At 63.8% G+C, this 15,152-nt stretch carries 13 protein-coding genes; 3 read left to right on the top strand and 10 right to left on the bottom strand.

Annotated elements, in window-relative coordinates; all coding sequences use genetic code 11:
• Positions 1-82: 82 nt before the first annotated feature.
• From XI04_RS07050 to XI04_RS07005, 10 genes are all read right to left on the bottom strand, one after another.
• The gene (locus XI04_RS07050) at positions 83-2,605 is read right to left on the bottom strand and encodes an autotransporter family protein (protein WP_271608248.1); all 2,523 of its coding nucleotides are present in this window, start codon (positions 2,603-2,605) and stop codon (positions 83-85) included.
• Between the two features lie 224 nt (positions 2,606-2,829).
• Positions 2,830-3,078 carry a DUF6894 family protein gene (locus XI04_RS07045; protein ID WP_028145202.1) on the bottom strand — a complete coding sequence of 83 codons (249 nt, stop codon included), beginning with the start codon at positions 3,076-3,078 and terminating at the stop codon, positions 2,830-2,832.
• Positions 3,079-3,200: 122 nt separating this feature from the next.
• Positions 3,201-4,166, bottom strand: a complete 966-nt coding sequence (locus tag XI04_RS07040; protein WP_038974169.1) for a helix-turn-helix transcriptional regulator — start codon at positions 4,164-4,166, stop codon at positions 3,201-3,203.
• Positions 4,167-4,404: 238 nt separating this feature from the next.
• Positions 4,405-5,556 (bottom strand): helix-turn-helix transcriptional regulator, encoded by a 1,152-nt coding sequence (locus XI04_RS07035; RefSeq protein WP_038946357.1) that lies wholly within the window; start codon positions 5,554-5,556, stop codon positions 4,405-4,407.
• A 303-nt stretch (positions 5,557-5,859) separates the two neighbouring features.
• Positions 5,860-6,360, bottom strand: coding sequence for a hypothetical protein (locus XI04_RS07030; RefSeq protein ID WP_028145205.1), 501 nt, complete (start codon positions 6,358-6,360; stop codon positions 5,860-5,862).
• Positions 6,361-6,450: 90 nt separating this feature from the next.
• Positions 6,451-6,897, bottom strand: a complete 447-nt coding sequence (locus tag XI04_RS07025; RefSeq protein ID WP_028145206.1) for a MaoC family dehydratase — start codon at positions 6,895-6,897, stop codon at positions 6,451-6,453.
• Positions 6,898-7,277: 380 nt separating this feature from the next.
• Complete coding sequence (locus tag XI04_RS07020; RefSeq protein ID WP_018319784.1) at positions 7,278-7,700, bottom strand: hypothetical protein; 423 nt, start codon at positions 7,698-7,700, stop codon at positions 7,278-7,280.
• Positions 7,701-7,712: 12 nt separating this feature from the next.
• Positions 7,713-7,934, bottom strand: coding sequence for a hypothetical protein (locus XI04_RS07015; protein WP_018319783.1), 222 nt, complete (start codon positions 7,932-7,934; stop codon positions 7,713-7,715).
• 142 nt (positions 7,935-8,076) lie between these two features.
• Positions 8,077-8,895 carry a lytic murein transglycosylase gene (locus XI04_RS07010; protein ID WP_271608249.1) on the bottom strand — a complete coding sequence of 273 codons (819 nt, stop codon included), beginning with the start codon at positions 8,893-8,895 and terminating at the stop codon, positions 8,077-8,079.
• A gap of 36 nt (positions 8,896-8,931) precedes the next feature.
• Positions 8,932-10,785 (bottom strand): flavin-containing monooxygenase, encoded by a 1,854-nt coding sequence (locus XI04_RS07005; RefSeq protein ID WP_152103115.1) that lies wholly within the window; start codon positions 10,783-10,785, stop codon positions 8,932-8,934.
• A gap of 176 nt (positions 10,786-10,961) precedes the next feature.
• Here XI04_RS07005 and XI04_RS07000 point away from each other — a divergent pair, with 176 nt between their 5' ends.
• The 3 genes from XI04_RS07000 to XI04_RS06990 all read left to right on the top strand — a co-directional run bounded on the left by XI04_RS07000 (position 10,962) and on the right by XI04_RS06990 (position 15,103).
• Entirely contained in the window at positions 10,962-12,587 is a 1,626-nt protein-coding gene (locus XI04_RS07000) for a long-chain fatty acid--CoA ligase (RefSeq protein ID WP_028145210.1), read from the top strand.
• A 161-nt stretch (positions 12,588-12,748) separates the two neighbouring features.
• Complete coding sequence (locus XI04_RS06995; protein ID WP_038970949.1) at positions 12,749-13,861, top strand: glycoside hydrolase family 172 protein; 1,113 nt, start codon at positions 12,749-12,751, stop codon at positions 13,859-13,861.
• 30 nt (positions 13,862-13,891) lie between these two features.
• Entirely contained in the window at positions 13,892-15,103 is a 1,212-nt protein-coding gene (locus XI04_RS06990; protein ID WP_271608251.1) for an acyl-CoA dehydrogenase family protein, read from the top strand.
• The last annotated feature ends 49 nt before the right edge of the window (positions 15,104-15,152 follow it).

The raw sequence follows: 15,152 nt of genomic DNA, 5'->3' as shown, positions 1-15,152 counted from the left end.
CCTCCGATCGGAGGAGGCGCCGGCCGGGCGGATGGCGCCCGGCCGGCGGCATCGCGTTCGAGCCGCCAGGGCTGATGCCGGCTCAGAACGCGACGCGAACGCCACCCTTGGCCGTGCCGGTGCGGCTCTGGTCGGACATCATCATGCCCTCGACCGCGCCAAACACGGACACGTTGGGCCCGGTGCGGTAGTCGAAGCCGAGGCCGGCGACGGCACCGACCGGGCTGCGACTGCCCGGGGTGACGAACGACAGATTCTGGCCGAGCAGCACCGTGTTGACGGTGGTGTCGCCGACGCGCTGGAGCGCGATGACACCGCCATGGATGTTGGCCTTGAGCTCGCCGCCGGCAATGCTCGTCACCCGCGAGAGATCGACCTCGCCGCGCTCCGCGAAGTCCTGCAGCGTGCGGCCACCGACCGACAGCCCTTGCGCCGAACCGGTCTCGCTGTAGCCGTCGAACCGGCCCGCGACATAACGCAGCCGCGCGGTCGGCGTCAGCACGTAGCCGTTGCCGATGTTGAGTCTGTAGCCGTAGGCGACTTCTGGACTCACGTACCATCCGCTGTAGTTCGCGGCTGCCGTCTCCATGCCGCCGACGACCGCGTTGTTCAGCACCAGTCGGCGCGACCTGTTGTCGGCGTTACCGCCCTGGATCGTGAGGTCGAAGAACTGCGAAGCCCATTCGAACCGGCTGTAAGCGCCAGCAAACACGTAATTGGTGTCCACCGACTGCGAGTTGAGATCGACCGAGAGGCCGCCCTGCCCGCCACCGAGGAAGGCGCCGACCAGCCAGTCCGGCCGCACCTTGCGATCGATGCCGATCGCCCCGCCCCACGCCGTCGAGGTCGCGCGCAGCGTGGAGGTGGTCTCGTCCTGAATGCGCTGGCCGCCGAAGCTGTTGGCCCAGACCGTGATCGGCGCGGGATCCGTCCAGAGGCTGCGAGGCGCCTTGGTGAAGGGTCCGGCCTGCGCCGTCTCGGGGGCATAGGCCATCGCCATCATGTTGCTGCCGGCGGGCCCCGCGCCGCCGCTCAGGCGGCCCTGCACCAGCGAGGAGACGCCGCCGGTGAAGTCCATCAGCGTGCGGTCGGTCTGTGCCAGCGCGGTCGGATCGAGCGTTGCGAGTGTGCCGCCGGCAAAGACCTTCGGGCCATCGAAGCCCCCGCTGTTGGTGTTGATGGTGCCGTTGAAGTTGACGAAGGTCGGAAGCTCGATGCTCGTCAGCGACGCCACCCGGCTGCTCAAAGGGACGAAGTTGACGTTGACGACGTCGGCACCGAAGCCGAAATCGACCACACCGTTGATCTTCGAGCCCGGCAGCAGCGTCACCGTGTCGGCCTTGCTCGACAATTTGATTGCCGTCCCGCTGGTGCCAGTGATCGTACCGGAATTCGTGATGTTCGCCCCGTCGCTGGAAGAGATGCCCGTACTGGCGATAATGGTGCCGGAATTGATGACGTTGGCCTGGATCGCGGAGATTCCGGTGCCGCCGAGGTTGGAGGCCTGAAGAAGGCCGGTGTTCGTCACATTGGCGACGTTGGCGCTGACGGCTGCGCTATCCCCAATGATGGATCCGGAATTGTTCACGTTGCCGACGAGTGCATTGACGCCGCGATCTGCCGTGACTCTTCCGATATTGTCCAGGTTCACCGTGCCGGCGCTCATGCCGGAGCCGAGTATCGACGCAATCAGCCCTGTGTTGGTCACAGTGACGCTCGTACCAAAGATCGCGCTCGATACGCTAGTTATCGTGCCGCTGTTCGTCACGCTTGCCGCGAGGTCGGCGCGAATGGCGTTGCTCGCGCCGCCGTCGGCACCAATGGTGCCGGAGGCGAAATTGGACACGTTGACGTTCTTGCCGGACACGCCGAACACGTGACCGGCGATGTTGCCTGCGTTTGCCATCGTCACCACACCGGAGGCCTCGATCGCGCCGCCGGTCGCTGCAATCTGCGAAATGATACCGGAGGCATCATTGGTGATGTTGAGGGTCGTACCCTTGATGCCGCGGGCATCTCCCGAGATCGTTCCGGTGTTCGAGACCACGTTGACCGTGGTACCGTTGATCCCGATCGTATCGGGCCCGACGCCGGCGATCGTGCCGGAATTTCGCACAGTGGACGTCGTGGCTTCGACCCCGCTCCCCCTTCCCCCGGCTTCGCTCGCAATCATGCCCGCATTGTCGAGCGTGAGTGTCGACGCCAGAATCGCATGAAAGCCGGTGATCGTGGCGCCGCTGAGATTCGACACCGTCAAACCGAGGCCGCTGAGACCCGACGCCAACGCGCCGTCGATGATGCCGGCATTGATGATGACATTGCCATCGCCGCTCTGGATGCCGAAGGCGCTTCCGTGCACCTTGGCCCCGGCCTCGATCCGATAGATGTTGTTGTCGTCCAGGCTTGTCCCATATCCGTTGTTGGGGGCCTGCTGAGCGTCGACATCACCCGAGCAAACGATGGTCGCATTGCTGACCGGTGCCGCCGGCGTGCACGCAGCCTCGACCCGATCGACGGCCAGCAGCGGCGCAGCGAACACCAGAAAGCGCATCGATCGCCGCACCAAATGCCGCTGCACCAAGTCGCCAAGAGCCGTCACATTCATCGCCTTCGTTCCCCAGAAAACCTCGCGCTTGATGGCAGCGCAGGCATGGTGATGCCGGACTCCTCCATTGGAAGGCGCTCGGCAGCGAACCCTGGATTCGCTAAACGCTAAGGTAGAAGCACGCCAATGGCCCGACTTGGACGGAAACGACCGCGCTTCAGCCGAGAACGAACCGAAGGCGCTTCGTTCCGCACTGGTGCAGAGTTGCTACACCGAAGCGGCACTCACGCCTGGTCCCAACCCTGTTTCTCGGCGCACTCCGCCCAGACCGGCGCGCGATAGATTTCGCGGCCGCTGTTGTCCCTGACGCGAATCCAGGCGTCGCGATCGCGCAGATCGTCGCGCCAGACGAAGAGATGTTTTGCCATCTCGTTGGCCACCACGAATGTCGCTTCCGCACATTCGAACACCATGCCGCCCGGGTCGATCTTCACGATGTTGCCTACCAGGAGGTCGAAAAAGAAACGGCGCATTCAATACTCCGGCTGCGGATGCCGCACGCAACGCTTGGGTCATGGCTTCGCGATCAAGGATCACGTCGGACCCCTGTCTGCTGGCTGAAATCGGCAGTTGGCTGAAATCCAGTGGCGCGCCGTCACGGCATCTCGCCGCTCCTGATGTCACTCGGCGTCGCGTTATAGGTGCGCCGGAAGCAGCGGTTGAAATAAGAGAGATCGCCGAAGCCGACATCGTAGGCGATCGAGCTCACCGTTCGCCCGGCATATCCCGGTTCCCGCAGCATGCGGTGCGCGCGCTTGACGCGCTGCTCGATCAAGAAGGAAGAGAACGTCTTGCCGTCGGCCTCGAACAGGCGCTGGAGATAGCGCGGCGTCACGCCGAGCTCCTGGGCAACCGAGGCCACTGACAGATCCTGCCGCCAGCAATTGTTGGCGATGGAGACTTTCGCCTTCTGGAGCCGCGCCGCCTTGACGCCGCGCCGTCCGGCCAGCTCCCGCGCTTCTCCGGTGGCACCGAGGACGAGCGCCAGCAGATCGTGCAGATGCCCGACCCCGAGCTGCCGCAGCACGGGCGTCGCGAACGCCTTCTCCCGCACCAGCGTCACCGCGTAGTCGACCAGCAGCCTCAGTCCGGCGGAGCTTTCAGGCATGATGCGCATCACGGCATCGTCGACGTCCACGATCATCGGCGCCAGCACGCGCCTCGGCACGCGCAGCGAGAAGCAGCTTCCCAGCAACAGCCGCTCGAACGTCGTGACGTCCTCCGCGCTCGTCAGCACCGCCTCTCCCGCATGAAGCCTCAGATCGTGTCCCCGCTCGGATATGCCGAGAACGCCGGACCTGTTCACGATCAGGGCGAGGCTGTCGTCGCCATCGGCCACCAGCTGCTTGGTGCGAATGACCCGCGCTCCGCACAGCCCCCCGATCAACAACTGGGCTTCCGGCAGGACATGAGAGGTGAAGCTCGCCGCGGCCGGCTTTCCATCCCTTGCCTCGACCTCCGCCTTCAGCACCCCGCGGCAATAGAAATCGCGAAGCAACGGGATGCGCTCGTTTTCGGGAATTTCGTTCGTTGAAACATTGAGAACGGAAAAATCAACCATGCTGCTCACTGCAATCTCTCCAGCCGACGAGCAGACCCGGCCACGCGCTGTCGTTTCCTCCACACGCGCGTTCGATGCCGTTGTGGCAAGCTTCGCGGCGCTCGCTGCTCTTCAATTATCAGAAGCGCGATATACGAAAGTCTCGAATGACTCGCGTCCTGCATTCGGATGACCCGCGAGCGCGGATCATCACAATGGATTGAGAACGCGGCACGTAACATCGAGGCATCGCAATGAATCACGCAACGCTGTCATCGCCGTTCGTTCGCAGCGCGAACGGCACGGCAAAGCCGGCGGCGATCTTCACCAGATCAGCCTGCCTGCCGGCGCCCGTCTTCTCGAACAGGCGACCGAGATGCGTCTTCACCGTCGTCTCGGCGACGCCGAGTTTTGCGGCGATGTCGGGAACACCGCCGGTCTCGATGATCGCCATCAGCACGCGCAATTCAGACGGCGTCAGCCTGAAGGCTGCTGCGATCGCGTCGGCTGCGAGCAGCGGCAGCATGGAAGCTCTTTGAACGAAGAGCATCGTGGCTGCAATGTCCCGCGGCAGGCTGCGATCCCGCTTCAGCGGAAAAGCATGGAGCAGATAATGCTGCCCATCGGCCGACGTCGCAAGTTCGATCTGACGACGAGCGGCAGAATGTGTGCCTTCATCGAATTCGCACAGGCTGCGGAATATTTTATCGGTCTGGGTGTTGCGGGCCACGATCCGGTCACCGACGATCGCAAGCAGATTGGCATCGGCGAACAACTGGCGGCATGCCGCGTTGGCATGAACGACGCGGCCGTCCGCATCGAGCAGGCAGATCGCCGTGTTCAATCCGTCGAGGACGTCGGCAAGGTCGTCCACCGTATGCGAGCGCGCCCTGATCTGCCGGCCCATGATCTGCGACCGATGGATGTGCGGAGCGAGCAGCCGCATGCGCTCGCGCATCGCATCGTCGACGGTTCCACGGGAGCGGTGGCGCAACACCTGCAGGATCGTGGTGCGCGCGGCCGTCTTCTCGAGCGCGACGGTCGCGAGGTCTATCGCCCCCTGCGGTTCCACCCACTCGCGATGGAAGCTCGTCTCGAGAAAATCAGCATGGGACATGATGTCGGTCACGCCGATCGTCTGTTCGGACGCGAGGGTGAGGTGACGGTCGAGCAGAGGATCGAGCTCCACATACCGGTCGCGATAAAGCTGGCGGAAGCGGGCGTCGGTTCCAAAATGCTGCTGAATCTCGATCGTAAGCCGTGCTGAATCCCTGGACAGGATCATCGCGGCGCAACCACCGACGAACTGCGAAACCTGTTCCAGCGCGCCGCTGCGCAAGGCGGGGTCAACCGCCGCGTCGTAAATCTCGCCGATGAGAGACGAGAACCGGTTTGCCTGATGGGTCGTCATCGGACGGACGACGCGATCTGCGTGCGGCCCGTCCGAGACGGAGAGCTCGCGATCCGGGAACTGACGGAGAAGACGGGCCGGTCAATTGCCGCCTTCGACGAGGAAAAAACGTTGCAGCCAGATGCTGGAATATCGAACATCGTCCTTGCGTAACGTCAACCGCAGGGTGCGGCTTGGACTGTTTCGCCAAAGACTAGGATAAATGCGAACAGCGCGCGGACTGTGTGCGATGAGTCACGCGCCCGTTCGCTGCCGCCCGCTTCGTTGCCACGTCCTGCCCGCTTCACGGCCGGCAGCGGCAACCTATTTCCGATTCTCCTCGCAGAACTTCAACGCGGCCAGCGCTTCGCCGGCACGCGGTACCTGCATCTCGATACTGTCGTCGTCATCGTCCTCGAAATCGAGCGTCAGGCGTCTCGCCTTCGACAGGCGGTCCATCATCGACTGGTCGTACTCGAAGATGCCGCGCACGGTGGTCTTGTCCATGACCTCCCACTTCGCCTTCTTCATGATGTCCGCATCGTCAGTGCCGACATCGGCCCGAAGGATCTCTCCGACCTTCTCCCATTCCCAGCCATCATAGATCATCACGATCACGATCGCCTTCTCGGAATAGGTGATCACGATGACGTAGTCGCGGTTCTCGTCCTCCTTGTCCTTGTAGCCACGGCTCGCATTGCAATGCGTGTCCTGCGTGCGCTTTTCGATGGTCCAGTCGCCGACCTTGGATTGTTGCGCAAGCGCCGGTCCGGCGCTTAAGGCGCCCGTCGCGATCAGCAAAGCGGCAAGAAGGAATCGTTTCATGTCAGCCTCCAGCGCGTTCCCCGGGCCGAGATGACCACCTCCGCGGGAGGGCCGCAAGGGCTTACCCCGGCAGAACGGCGGCGCCCGTGCCTATCCCCGCCGCGGCACGATCGCGATGGGAGTGAAGGTGTAAACCTCCTCGCCGCTCTGGTTGAACATGGTCCATTTCACCAGCGCGATACCCTGCGGCTTCGACTTCGAGGGCGTCAGGCTCATCACCTCCCCAACCAGATGCAGGCGATCATTGGGCCGTACCGGCATCGTCCAGCGCAGGCCGTCGACGCCGGCGCCGATCAGCGGATGCGGGCCGAACGGGCGTGTCTGGATCGCGAGATTCATGGCTATCGCCGCGGTGTGCCATCCCGATGCCGCCAGGCCCTTGAACAGGGTCGCCTTGGCCGCCTCGTGGTCGAGATGCATCGGCTGCGGATCGAACTCGGCCGCGAAGCGCTTGATGTCGGCCTCGGTGACCTCGACCTCGGGGGACCTGAACCGCATTCCGATCGCCAGATCGTCGAACCATTCGACCTGCGCCATGATTTTGCCTCGCAATGTCGTGCGCCGCCTTCGAAGAGACGGCCAAAGGGCTCCAGCAATGGCGGGACCGCAGCGCACAAAACCAGCCCCGAGGTTCCCCGCGAAACCCCTTTCCCGAGGCGACGAAACACCGCTGAAACAGATGGCCGCTTAAGTCGTTGTCAAAATAAATACAGGGACGGCTACCATGCAATTCCTTCTCGACCTGATCTACGACTATTCCTGCTGCCGCAACCTCGTTGCCCATTCAATACGGGAGGACGAGCTATGATCGAGCTGATCTCGGGCCTGCTCGCCCTTTGCAGCGCCGGTGTCTTTGCGGCGCACGCGCTGGACGCCTACCGCACCACACATCACTGACCGCTTCGCCGTTTCGGCCGCTAGAAAGGCCGCCGGTAGAAGTGCTCCGAATGCGTTGCCGGCGGAAACCGGTTGGCGAGAGAGAGCGCGCCTGTCTCGTCGGTCTCGAGCGCGATCTTCTGCGCCAGCATCACGTCGCCCGGCACCAGGAAGCCTGACGGGACGAAGCACCATCCCATCGTGGCGCGGCCCTCGCCGTCGATTTCGTGGACATTGGCGGCGGTGCCGTAGTGAATGCGATAGGTCTTGCCGGTGTCGCATCCAATGACGTCGAAATACCGGTGCTCTTCGAATTGGGCGCGCTGTGCGGGCGAGAGCCAATCGAAGAGCAGCCGGCGACCACGGGCATCCGGCGTGTTCTCGCCGAAGAAGCGCCGATACAGTTCACGCAGCGCATGCAGACGCGCACGCGCCGGCGCGCGGAGCCAAACCGCCGTAATCATGAGCAGCTCAGATCAACCGCCGACCAGGCGGGGATAGAACAGCGTTTCCTGCGCGGTCGGGTCGAACGATCTGATACGAGTGACTTCGCCGGGTCCGTTGCGAAGGGCCGCGGTGAAGCCGGCTCCAGTCAGCTCCCGAAAGCGCCGTTCGGCTCGCGCCAGCGCTTCGGCATTGCCAGGATCAAACTCGTGGCGCGTATCGCCAGTCTGGTCCATCACGATCTGGGTTGCCATGTTGAGTCTCCTCATGCCCAGCCCTGAATCTGATCAAAGCAAACCTCGTGCCCTCGGTTCCTGATGGCAACAACTTTCTCATGTCGGCGCATCACGCCTTGCTGAGCAGGAGCGTTTTTCGAGCGAAGTGGACGGGTTTTCGTCAGCGCGAGGCCGCCGCTCCGCCGCCCTCGTCGATCTGCCGGCCCATCAGTGCGATCGCCTTCTGATAAACGCCGGCCGCATTCCAGGCCTCGATGGCGACGAAATTCGGCTCGCCCGGCTGGTAACCGGCTCCTGCTTTCCAGCCATGACCTTTAAGGAAATTCGCGGTCGAGTTCAGCGCGTTGGCGGCCACCTCGAGGTTGCCGGTGCCATAGGCCAGGATGTTCTTGGGCATGAACTGGGTCTGGCCGACCTCGCCATGCATGGAGCCGCGGGTCGCCCCCGACAGCGTGCCGCGGTCGACCAGCTTCAAGGCCGCGTAGAGCTGGTCGGTGAAGAATTCAGGACGGCGGCAGTCATAGGCCAGGGTTGCGATCGACGACAGCATGTTCTGGTTGCCGCGCTGGCTGCCGAAACCGGTCTCCATGCCCCAAATCGCGATCAGCGGGCCGGGCGGGACGCCATAGCGCTGCTGGATGGAGGCGAACAAGGCAGCCTGCGACTGCTTGAGCTGGCGCCCCTTGGCGACGATAGTGGTGGCGCCGCGCTTGGCGAGAAACTGGTCGAGCGTCAGCGAAAAGCTGCGCTGGCCGCGGTCGGCCGCGATGGTGGCACTGGCGTAGTTGGTCTGCATCAGCGCCGAGAGCGCGGTCTGGCCGATGCCCTTGCCCTGCGCCTCTGCGCTGAACTGTCGTTTCCAGGCCTCAAAACCCGCCGGCGAGCTGCCGCATTGCGCGGCCGCGGCGGCGGACGCCAGGCACCCGAGCAGCGCCATCGCACCAACAACCGCTCCCGCAACAGCCCTGCCCGTGGTCATACCCAATCTCCCGTCCTGTAACCGATCGGCGCAACCTTACCCGGAGGAACGCGCCGACTCCATGGCCTGATCATAGGACAATTCGAGGCCGTCCAGATTGCCTTCCTTCCGCCATTTGTCGAGCAGCCGCAGGAAGGCCACCGGCCCGCGCCAATATTGGCTGTTTCTTGCCGCGATCGGATCGAACACGCCCTCGTTGTTGTAGTAACCGGGCGTGCATTCGGCGAGATAGGTCTGGCGGCCGAGCGCGGCCTTGACGACCTCCTCGACCCAGGCGTTTTCCGCGGCCAGCGTCGGCTCCAGCGTTCGGGCTTTGCGCTTGCGCGCTTCGGCGATCACATAGGCGATGTGCTGCGACTGCTCGTCGATGATGTGCGGGAAGTTGGCGCTCTGGCCGGCCTGCACCGTGACGATCAGGAAGCAGTTCGGAAATCCGCGGCTGTAGAACCCATGCATCGTCTTGACGCCGCCTTGCCAGCGCTCGGTCAGGCTCATGCCGTCGCGGCCGTAGACCTCGAAGCCCATGCGGCGGGCGTAATCGGTGCCGACCTCGAAGCCGCTGGCATAGATCAGGCAGTCGAGCTCGTAAGCCTTGCCGCCAGCCACGACGCCGTTCTCGGTGATGCGATCGACCCCCTGCCCTTTGGTGTCGACGAGATGCACGTTGGGACGATTGAAGACATCGAGATATTCGTCGTGGAAGCACGGCCGCTTGCAGAACGCCTTGTACCAGGGCTTGAGCGCGTCCGCGGTCGCCGTGTCCTTGACCACCGCATCGACGCGGGCGCGGATCTCCTCCATCTTGCGGTAGTCGGCCTGCTCGATGACTTTCAGCGCCTCTTCCATCGAGGTCACCGGCTGCGGCTGCCGACGCGGCGCCAGCAGGATCTCGCCGAGCAGGCCGGTCCAGCCGTCCTGCACCAGGTCCCGTTCGACCGGCTCGCCGGAGATCACGGCGGTGAAATTGTCCATACGCTCGCGCTGCCAGCCGGGCCTGAGGCTCTGCGCCCAATCTTGATCCGTCGACCGGTCGTCGCGCACGCCGATCGCCGACGGTGTGCGCTGGAAGACATAGAGCTCCTTCGCAGCGCGTCCGAGATGCGGCACGCATTGCACGGCGGTGGCGCCGGTGCCGATGATGCCGACGCGCTTGTCGGCAAGTCCGGTCAGACCACCATCCGCATTGCCGCCGGTGTAGCCGTAGTCCCACCGACTGGTATGGAAGCTGTGGCCCTTGAAGGTCTCGATGCCGGGAATGCCCGGCAGCTTCGGTCTGCTGAGCGGACCTCCGGCGAGAATGACGAAACGCGCACGGATGCGATCGCCCCGATCGGTCTCGACCAGCCAACGCGCCTCCTGCTCCTGCCATGCCATTCGCGAGATGACGGTCTGAAACAGCGCGCGATCGTAAAGACCGAAATGGCGGCCGATGCGACGGGAGTGCTCGTAGATCTCCGGCGCGCGCGCATATTTGCGCACCGGCATGTAGCCGGTCTCTTCCAGCAGCGGCAGATAGATGTAGCTCTCGGTATCGCAGGCGGCGCCAGGATAGCGATTCCAGTACCAGGTGCCGCCGAAGTCGGCCGCCTTTTCCACGATGCGGAAATCATCGATGCCGGCTTCGCGCAAACGCGCGGCACAGAGCAGCCCGCCAAAGCCGCCACCGACGACGAGCACTTCAGTCCCTTCACTGACAGGTGCGCGCGCAAATCCGGGATCGGCCCAGGGGTCGTCGAGGTAGCGGCCGAATTCCCCTGTTACCTCGACATACTGGGCCTTGCCCTCGGCACGCAGACGGCGGTCGCGCTCGTCGCGGTAGCGCGCGCGGAGAGCTGCAATATCGACGGTAGGTTCGCCGGCTGCACCGGTCTTGTGTCTTTCCGCTGACATGCATTTCCTCCACGGAGAACGCTGCTTCGCCGGCAGCTCGGATCAGTTAGCCCTGAAAAAGTGACGCATGCAATCGCGTCCAATGCTTTTTGCGTGAACGCCGCGCGACGTTCCGCTAACCTCACGCGCAAATCACAAGGGCAACGCCACGCAACGACGTGGCCGTGGAGGAGACCATGCAGGGATTGATGATGGACATGCCGCTTCTGATCAGCGGCCTGATCCAGTATGCCGCGGACTATCACGGCGAGGCCGAGATCGTCGCGCGCGAGATCGAGGGCGACATTCATCGCTACACTTATGCCGATGCCCATCCGCGCATCAAGCGCATGGCGCTGGCGCTGAAGCGGCTCGGCATGAATCCGGGCGATCGCGTCGGCACGCTGGCCTGGAATACGCATCGTCATTTCGAGATGTTCTATGCCGCGCCGGGTATGGGCTATGTGCTGCACACCGTCAACCCGCGGCTGTTTCCCGAGCAGCTCGTCTACATCATCAACCACGCCGAAGACCGCCTGCTGTTCATCGACCGCGCCACGCTGCCGATCGTCGAGGCGATCGCGCCGCAGCTCAAGACGATCGAAGCTTATGTCGTGATGTCGTCGCGCGAGCGGATGCCCGAGACCAAGCTCGCCAACGTGCATTGCTACGAGGAGCTTCTCGACAAGGAGAACGAGGCCGGCTTCACCTGGCCGGAGTTCGACGAGAAGTCCGCCTCCACCATCTGCTACACGTCCGGCACGACCGGCAATCCCAAGGGCGTGATCTATTCGCACCGTGCCGCGATCCTGCAGACCATGACCTGCTGCAATTTCGACTTCCTGCCGGGACATGTCGAAGGCGTGCGCGAGGTGATGATGCCGATGGCGCCGCTCTTCCATGGCAATGGCTGGAACATGCCGTTCACGGCTCCCTACACCGGATCGAAGCTGGTGCTGCCGGGCCGCAACTACGAGCCCGACAAGCTCTATGAATTGCTCGAAGGCGAGAAGGTGACGCTGTCGGCGGGCGTACCGAGCTTCTGGCTGATCCTGCTCGACTGGCTGGGCCGCACCGGCAACAAATTCTCCACGCTGCGGGCAACGTTGTCGTCGGGCTCGGCGCCGCCGCGCGCCATGGTCGAGAAACTGAAGCGCGACTACCATATCGACTACATCCAGGCCTGGGGCATGACCGAGGCGCTCGGCTGCTCGATGCCGGGCTTAAGGCCCGGCTCGGAGCATCTCGGCGACAAGGAGAGGTTCGACCGGCGCCAGGTGTCTGGCCGCGCCTGCTTTGGCACGAGCTTGCGCATCGTCGACGACAGCGGCGCCGAGTTGCCACGCGACGGCAAGTCCGTCGGCCATTTGCGCGCTCGTGGCCCCTGGGTCGCCTCCGGCTACATGAAGCTAGACGAAGGCCTCGACCGCGACGGCTGGCTGATCACCGGCGACATGGCGGTGATCGACCCACAGGGCCACGTCACGCTCACCGACCGCTCCAAGGACGTGATCAAGTCCGGCGGCGAATGGATCTCCTCGATCCAGCTCGAGGACGTCGCCTTGTCTCACCCCGACGTGCTTCAGGCAGCCGTGGTCGCGATCAACCATGAGAAATGGCAGGAGCGTCCCCTCCTCCTCGTCGTCCGCAAGAAGGGCGCGACCGTCGACGGCAAGACGCTGCTCGACCATATGCGCCCGAAAATCGCGAGCTGGTGGATGCCGGACGCGGTCGAATTCCTCGACGAATTCCCGATGACGGGGACCGGCAAGGTGTTGAAATCGGCTCTGCGCGAGAAGTTCAGGGAGTATCGCGTCGCGTGAGCCGCGCGCAGAGGCGTCGACCTTGTAGCCCGGATGGAGCGCAGCGCAATCCGGGCTACGAAGGCGGACATCGGTCGTCTTCCCTGACGCCATCATCTTCACCTTTTGGTCAATTCAGCGACGATATATCGGGAGGTCGCTAACCCCGCATCGAGGACATCATGGCGTTTTCCGGATTGGGCCTGCATCTCGGCAATCTGTCGCGCCTGTCGAACGCGCAGACGCGTTCGATCAGCCCCGAGAACTTCACCGGCGAGAAGGGCAAGGGCGGCATGTCCGTCGATGGCCCCGCCGCCCGCCAGGCCCGCGATCTCGGACAGGGCTGGAAGGTCTCGCCCTACGTCGTCATCGAACCGGGCACGACCTTCACGCTCGGCGACATCGCCGGGCAAGGCGCGATCCAGCAGATCTGGATGACGCTGGCGCGCGGACGGCTGCGGCATTCGATCCTGCGCATCTACTGGGACGACCAAACGCTGCCGAGCGTCGAGTGCCCGGCCGGCGATTTCTTCGCTTGCGGATGGGAAGAGTTCGCGCAGGTGTCCTCCCTCGCGGTCTGCGTCAATCCCGGCCGCGCCTTCAACTGCTATTGGGAGATGCCGTTTCGCAAGCGCGCGCGCTTCACGCTCGAGAACCGCAGCGAGGAGCAACTCACCGTCTACTACCAGATCAACTACACCCTGACCTACGTGCCGGAGGACTGCGCCTACTTCCATGCCCAATTCCGCCGCACCAACCCGCTGCCTTACAAGGAGGTCTATACCATCCTCGACGGCATCAGCGGCGCGGGCCACTATGTCGGCACCTACATGGCCTGGGGCGTCAACAACAACGGCTGGTGGGGCGAAGGCGAAATCAAGTTCTTCATCGACGGCGACGGTGACTTCCCGACGATCTGCGGCACCGGCACCGAGGACTATTTCTGCGGTGCCTATAATTTCGATCCCTATGTCGCCCATTCCGGCCAGGGCCAGCAATCGCGCTACCAGGAATTCACCACGCCCTATGCCGGCCTGCCCCAGGTGATCCGCCCCGACGGCGTCTACAAATCGCAGCAACGGTTCGGCATGTATCGCTGGCACATCCCCGATCCCGTGCGCTTCCACTCCGATCTGCGTGTGACGATCCAGGCGCTGGGCTGGTTGCCGGGCACCAAGGAGGCCAAATACCTTCCGCTGCAGGACGACATCGCCTCCGTCGCGTTCTGGTATCAGACGCTGCCGACGGCGCCCTTCCCGAAACTGCCCGGCCCGGATTATCTCGAAATCGGCTGATCCTGCCGCCGATCAATAAGGAGACCAGAGATGCTTTACCCGATGTCGCCAAAAGTCGTCGAGCTCAAGCGCAAGCTCGAGAGCTTCATGGACCGGCACATCTACCCGAACGAGGAGCGCCTCTATCGCGAGGCGGAAGAGCTGGGACCCTGGAAGGTCTATCCCGTCGTCGAGGAGTTGAAGCCGCTGGCGCGTGCGGAAGGTCTCTGGAATCTGTTCCTGCCGGAGTCCGGCCATGGCGCAGGCCTGACCAATCTCGAATACGCGCCGCTCTGCGAGGTGATGGGCCGATCGCATCTGGCGCCCGAAGTGTTCAACTGCTCGGCGCCCGATACCGGCAACATGGAGGTGCTGGAGCGCTACGGTTCGGAGAAGGACAAGGAGCGTTGGCTGAAGCCGCTGCTCGCAGGCGAAATCCGCTCCTGCTTCGCCATGACGGAGCCTGCGGTCGCCTCATCCGATGCGACCAACATCGAAAGCTCGATCGTGCGCGACGGCGACCATTACGTCATCAACGGCCGCAAATGGTACACGACCAACGCAACCGATCCGCGCTGCAAGATCTGCATCTTCATGGGCAAGACAGACCCTGACAATCCCGACCGCCACAAGCAGCAATCGATGATCCTGGTGCCGATGGACACGCCGGGCATCGAGGTGAAGCGCCCCCTGCCCGTGTTCGGCTTCTACGGCGTGCCTGACCGGGCCTCCGAGGTCGTCTTCACCAATGTGCGGGTCCCCAGGGAGAACATGCTGCTCGGCGAAGGCCGCGGCTTCGAGATCGCGCAGGGCCGCCTCGGCCCCGGCCGCATCCACCATTGCATGCGGCTGATCGGCCTTGCCGAACGCACGCTGGAGAAGATGTGCCGCCGCGTGCGCAGCCGCGTCGCCTTCGGCAAGCCGGTCTCCGAGCAAACGGTGACGCAAGAGCGCATTGCAGAATCCCGCATCATGATCGAGCAGGCCCGGCTGCTCACGCTGAACGCGGCCTACGCGATGGACACGGTCGGCAACAAGGTCGCGAAGGCCGAGATCGCGATGATCAAGGTCGCCGTGCCCAACATGGCCTGCCAGATCATCGACTGGGCGATCCAGGCCCATGGCGGCGGCGGCACCTCGAACGATTTCGGTCTGACGCAGGCCTATGCGACCGCGCGTTTGCTGCGGCTTGCCGATGGACCGGATGAGGTGCACCGAAACCAGATCGCCCGGTTCGAGCTGAAGAAATATTCGAACGCGTAGATCCGGTGTTCGCCGAGAGCGCGCGGGTCGTTTGCCGCGCGCCTCGGCG

The sequence above is a fragment of the Bradyrhizobium sp. CCBAU 11430 genome (genome assembly GCF_028128855.1).
Lineage (GTDB): Bacteria > Pseudomonadota > Alphaproteobacteria > Rhizobiales > Xanthobacteraceae > Bradyrhizobium > Bradyrhizobium ottawaense.
Note: the sequence above shows the minus strand (reverse complement) of the source record. Positions and strands in the feature narration are given on the sequence as shown.